The organism is Streptomyces capoamus (assembly GCF_014654935.1).
In the GTDB taxonomy this organism is placed as follows: Bacteria; Actinomycetota; Actinomycetes; order Streptomycetales; family Streptomycetaceae; genus Streptomyces; species Streptomyces capoamus.
Genome location: NZ_BNBF01000002.1, coordinates 184,421 through 189,719, shown reverse-complemented (window position 1 = coordinate 189,719; position 5,299 = coordinate 184,421). Strand labels below are relative to the sequence as shown.

General features: G+C 73.6%; 3 protein-coding genes and 2 pseudogenes. 2 read left to right on the top strand and 3 right to left on the bottom strand.

Translation table 11 applies throughout. The features are described from left to right. Positions 1-445 (top strand): annotated as a pseudogene (locus IE312_RS38705) (ATP-dependent DNA helicase PcrA); the annotation flags it as partial. Positions 446-491: 46 nt separating this feature from the next. On the opposite strand, the gene IE312_RS04370 reads toward IE312_RS38705, so the two are convergent. Both IE312_RS04370 and IE312_RS04365 read right to left on the bottom strand, forming a co-directional pair. Further along, positions 492-1,982 (bottom strand): M23 family metallopeptidase, encoded by a 1,491-nt coding sequence (locus tag IE312_RS04370; RefSeq protein ID WP_229899031.1) that lies wholly within the window; start codon positions 1,980-1,982, stop codon positions 492-494. A 263-nt stretch (positions 1,983-2,245) separates the two neighbouring features. Beyond that, the gene (locus IE312_RS04365; RefSeq protein WP_189978549.1) at positions 2,246-3,100 is read right to left on the bottom strand and encodes an esterase/lipase family protein; all 855 of its coding nucleotides are present in this window, start codon (positions 3,098-3,100) and stop codon (positions 2,246-2,248) included. A gap of 223 nt (positions 3,101-3,323) precedes the next feature. Between IE312_RS04365 and icmB the strand changes: the two genes are divergently transcribed. Continuing rightward, on the top strand, positions 3,324-3,746 hold the full coding sequence (gene icmB, locus IE312_RS04360; protein WP_189978548.1) for a coenzyme B12-dependent isobutyryl CoA mutase small subunit: 423 nt from the start codon (positions 3,324-3,326) through the stop codon (positions 3,744-3,746). A gap of 245 nt (positions 3,747-3,991) precedes the next feature. On the opposite strand, the pseudogene IE312_RS04355 reads toward icmB, so the two are convergent. After that, positions 3,992-5,299: pseudogene (locus IE312_RS04355) on the bottom strand (DUF5691 domain-containing protein); the annotation flags it as partial.

Genomic DNA, 5,299 nt, shown 5'->3' with positions numbered 1-5,299 from the left:
GCGGCGCCTGGCGTACGTCGGCATCACGCGCGCGCGGGAGCGGCTGTACCTCACGCGGTCGGCGATGCGCAGCGCCTGGGGCCAGCCGTCGTACAACCCGCCCTCCCGCTTCCTGGAGGAGATCCCGGCCACCCATGTGGAGTGGAAGCGGACGGGGGCGGCGGCGCCGGTGTCCTCCGGGCCGGCGTCGGGGATCGCGGCCTCGCTGTCCTCCAGCCGTTCGCGTTCCTCGGCGTCGGGGGCGTCCGGGTTCGCTACGCGGCGCACGGCGGAGAAGCCGGTGGTCGCCCTGGCCGTCGGGGACCGGGTCACGCACGACCAGTTCGGGCTCGGCACGGTCGTCGCGGTGAAGGGCACGGGGGCGAACGCGGAGGCGACGATCGACTTCGGCGACACCAAGCCGAAGCGGCTCCTGCTGCGGTACGCGCCGGTGGAGAAGCTGTAGACCGAAGGGGCCCCTCGCCGTCCGGCGAGGGGCCCCTTACGGATGCCTAGGTCGGGTCCAGCCCGTGGCTGCGGAGCCACGGCAGCGGGTCTATGGCCGCCCCGCCCGCCGGCCGGACCTCGAAGTGCAGGTGCGGGCCGGTGGAGTTGCCGGAGTTGCCGGAATAGGCGATCGGCTGGCCCGCCTTGACGGTCGCCCCGGAGGCGACGCGGTAGCTGGAGAGGTGGCAGTACCAGGTCTCCGTGCCGTCCTTCGCCGTCAGGATCAGCATGTTGCCGTAGGCGCTGTTCCACTTCGTGGTGACGGTGCCGTCGGTGGCGGCCATCACCGTGGTGCCGTAGGAGACCGGGAAGTCGATGCCGGTGTGCACCGACATCCAGTTGATGCCCGCCTGGCCGAAGTAGGCGCTCAGCCCGTGCTGCGCCACCGGCAGCGCGAACTTGGGGCGCAGCCGCTCCTTGAGCGCTGCCTCCGCGGCCGCCTTCTTCTTCTCCAGCTCCTGCTGCGCCTTGAGGTCGATGCGCTCCTGGGTGCGGCTCGCCCGGTCGGCGAAGTCGGTGGCGCCCGCCGAGAGCGTCCTGAGCTGGCTGTCGAGCTGGCTGTTGGCGACCGACGGCTGGACCGGCTGGGCGTCCGCCGCGGTGGTGGAGGTGTCCTTGGAGTCGTCGGTGAGCGCACCGACCGAGGCGGCGGCGATCCCGGCCACGCCCATCACACAGGCCGACGGCACGGCGACGGTCAGCAGCGCGGAGCGCTTGGCGGGCGTACGACGCCGGGAGCGCGCCCCGCTGCGCGCGCCCACGCGGGTCGCCGGTGCCGGGACGACCTCCTCCTGGTCGTCCAGCAGGCCGGTGACGGCGGGCAGTTCACCGGTGGTGTCCGGCTCGCCCTCGTCGGAGGGGTGTGCACCGAACTCGGCGTCCTCGTGCGACCTCTGCTCGAAGGCGGTGTGCGGGTCGCCGACCGCCTCGAACGTCGAGGTGGGCTGCTGGTCGAACGGTTCTCCGGCCTGCTCGGACGGGGCCGGCACGGCCTGCCCGGCGACATTCCACTGCGTGGCGTCGTACGCGCCGGTGTCGTAGGTCTGGGCGCCCCACTCCCACTGCTGGGTGGCTTCGGGGCCGCCGGGCTGGTCGGGCCGCAGCCAGGCGCCGGCGTCCCACTGACCACCGGCGTCGTTCCCCGCGGACTGCGCGGGGACGTTCCAGGCGGTGCTGTCGTAGACCCCGGAGTCATAGCCGGCGTGGTGCTGGGCCGCGTACGGGTCGTAGGCCGGGGCGGTGCCGGTGTGCCACTGGGTGGCGTCGTAGGCGCCGGTGCCCTGCTCGTCGCCCGGCATGCTGCCGAAGAGCGGGTCCGCGTGGAAGGCCGTGGTGCTCGCGGAACCACCGGCAAAACCGGTGGCGTCATAACCGCCGTACGTGGTGAGGTCGTCGTAGGGGACTTCCTGTGCCCCGTACTGCGCGTAGTGCGCGGTGGAGGCGTCGGAAGCCGGGGCCGGGGTGGTCATGGTCCCCGACGGGTGACGGTTGTTCACCAACTTCTCTTTCGCCTCGACAACAGGGGCTGGCAGAGCAGTGCGGCGACTGTACCCGGCGGTACCTGGGCGCGACAATCTTCGGCCTGTTTCGCGTGGGCCGTAAACGGGCATTCGGATGTGTTTCGGGGGAGCGCGGACGCTCCCTTGGCCCGGCGTTCGAAGAGTGTTCGATGTCGAGTGGCGATGTGGCGGCTGTGCGCCGTCCGTGCCGCGCCGGTGCGCGCCCGCCCTCGGGCCGCCGGTGCGTTCCGCGCCCCTCCTCAGGCCACCGTCAGGCCGCCCGCGGTCCGGTCCCCGGGGTGCGGGGCCTCGAGGGCGTCCCGTATGCCGGCCGCCACGGCGGGGTGCACGGGCAGCGCGAGGTGCCCGATACCGGTCACCCGGACGTTCTGCGCGTCCAGGTCGGGGTGGACCAGGCAGGCCGTCTCCAGCGGGTCCATCAGGGAATCCAGATCGCTCCAGAAGCTCACGAAACGGGTCCGGCAGCCGGGCGCGGGCCGGGCCAGCTCCTCGATCACCGCAGATCCGGGCCGCATCTGCCGAACGATCGGATGCGCGTCCGCCAGCGGTGCCACCCGTGTCCCCGAGTGCGGAGTACCGAGCGTGACCAGCGTGCGGACCCGCAGGTCACCGCCCAGGCACTGGACGTAGTACCGCGCGATCAGGCCGCCGAGGCTGTGTCCCACGATGTCGATCCGGGCGCTGCAGGTGCGTTCGCAGATCTCCTCGATGTGCCGGCCGAGCAGCTCGGCGGCCGTGCGGATGTCGCAGGTCAGCGGAGAGTAGTTGAGCGACTCCACCCGCTGTCTGCCGTGCTGGGCCAGGGTGCGGCGGAGCAGGACGAACACGGACCGGTTGTCGATGAAACCGTGCAGCAGGACCACCGGCGGGGCGGGACGGACGGGCAGCCGGGTCGTGCCGTCCCCGTCGGCCGGGGTGCCGCAGCGTCGCTCCTGGATCAGGCCGGTCGGGTACAGCAGGACGTGACCCGCGAGGATCGCGGCCTCCAGGGCCGTCGCCCGCAGCAGCGTCATGGACAGTCCGGCCAGTCTGCCGGGCCACAGACGGCGGCAGAGCGGGAGAAAGAGCGGCGGCAATACCCCGGTGACCTTCATGGCCGACCTCCTGTCGGCACGCCGGAGGACGGCTACGTCCCCCGTGTGCCCTCATGTCCCACCTATGTGATTTCCCCCTCGCCGCGTCCCGTAAAACTGCCGGGTGCGGGATGCTGGGGATAACGTTCGTTCACTTCGCGACGGTGGCGGAACGCGCCAAAAGTGCGGTACTTGTCGTAGGACGGAAGCCGATCGCTTCCGGGCTCGCTTGATGGAGGCAGTGATGGGTGTGGCAGCCGGTCCGATCCGCGTGGTGGTGGCCAAGCCGGGGCTCGACGGCCACGATCGTGGGGCCAAGGTGATCGCCCGTGCCCTGCGCGACGCGGGCATGGAGGTCATCTACACCGGTCTCCACCAGACGCCGGAACAGATCGTGGACACCGCCATCCAGGAGGACGCCGACGCGATCGGCCTGTCCATCCTGTCCGGCGCCCACAACACGCTCTTCGCCGCGGTCATCGACCTGCTCAAGGAGCGGGAGGCCGAGGACATCCTCGTCTTCGGCGGCGGCATCATCCCCGAGGAGGACATCCCGCCGCTGAAGGAGAAGGGCGTCGCGGAGATCTTCACCCCGGGCGCGACGACCACGTCGATCGTGGAGTGGGTCCGGGCGAACGTCCGTCAGCCCGCCGCGTCCGGAGGCTGAGCGGAGCTCTCCGCCGGCGCGGTGACGGCCGGGTCCGGAGGGTGGCCGACGGCTCTGCCGGGTGCGGCGGTCGCCGCGTCCGGAGGCTGAGCGGAACTCTCCGTCGGCGCGGTGACGGCCGGGCCCGGAGGGTGGCCGACGGCTCCGCCGGGTGCGGCGGCCGGGGCCGGAGGACGGGTGCCGGTGTGCGCGGGCACGGTGACGGCCGGGTCCCGAGGGTGGGCGGCCGGGGCCGGTGGTGTGGGCGGGGCCAGTTCCCGGGTCATCGCCGCCCGTAGCCGCAGCGTCGTGACCAGCCGCTGGAACGCCTCCGCCCAGTACCCGCCGGCCCCCGGAGCGGCGTCCTCCCGCTCGTCGGGCACCGCCAGCAGCGCCTCCAGCCGTACGGCCTCCGCCGGGTCCAGGCAGCGTTCCGCCAGTCCCATCACCCCGCTGAAACTCCACGGATAACTGCCCGCGTCCCGGGCGATGTTGAGGGCGTCGACGACCGCCTGGCCGAGTGCGGGCGCCCACGGGACCGCGCACACCCCGAGCAGCTGGAACGCCTCCGACAGGCCGTGCGTGGCGATGAACCCGGCGACCCACGCGGCCCGTTCGGCCGGTTCGAGCGCGGCCAGCAGTTTCGCCCGCTCCGACAGGGAGACCGCGCCCGGGCCGCCCGCCTCCGGGGCCGACGGCGAGCCGAGCAGCGCCCGCGACCACGCGGCGTCCCGTTGCCGCACCGCCGCCCGGCACCAGGCCGCGTGCAGTTCGCCCTGCCAGCCGTCCGTCACCGGCAGCGCCACGATCTCCTCCGCCGTGCGCCCGCCCAGCCGCCGCTGCCAGGTGGCGAGCGGGGCGGCCTCCACCAACTGCCCCAACCACCAGGACCGTTCTCCCCGGCCCGCGGGGGGTGTGGCCACCACGCCGTCCCGCTCCATGACGGCATCGCACTCGTGCGGCGCCTCCACCACGATCGCCGGCGCGTCCCCCGTACGGTCCAGGGCGACGCACGCCGTGGCCCGAACGGCCATCCGCGCGGCGAGCGCCGAACCCGGCAGCGTCGACAGCAGTTCCGCGGCCGTCGCCCGGACGTTGCGGCTGCGGTCGCCCAACGCCTGCTCCAGGAAGGGCTCGTCCGCCTCCGACAGGCCCGCGCGCAGCGAGTCGAGGAACATCAGCCGGTCCTCCGCCCGCTCCGTCGTCCAGGTCGACGCCAGCAGCTCGCGCCCCAGCGCGGGCGTACGCGCGCGCAGTGCTCCCAGCAGTGCGGCCCGCTCGGCGAACAGCCCCTCCCGCCACAGCCGGCGCACCGCCTCGGCGTCGTCCGCGCCGGGCAGTGCGGCGCCGCCGCCCGGGGCGGCGCGCAGGGCGAACCGCCAGTCCGGGTTCAGCCGGGCCAGCCACAACGCGCGCGGGCCTGCGAACGCCAGCGCCGCCGGGCGCAGGTCCGTACGGCCGCGGGCCGCGTCCAGCAGGGCGGGCAGCGCCTGCGCGGGTGCCGCGTACCCGTGGGCGTTGGCCGCCGCCAGCCACTGCGGGAGCAGTTCCATGAGGTCGGGGGTGCTGCCCCG

Coding starts and splice junctions, on each gene's coding strand:
- icmB (WP_189978548.1), top strand. CDS start 3,324: ATGGGTGTGGCAGCCGGTCCGATCCGCGTGGTGGTGGCCAAGCCGGGG.
- IE312_RS04365 (WP_189978549.1), bottom strand. CDS start 3,100: ATGAAGGTCACCGGGGTATTGCCGCCGCTCTTTCTCCCGCTCTGCCGC.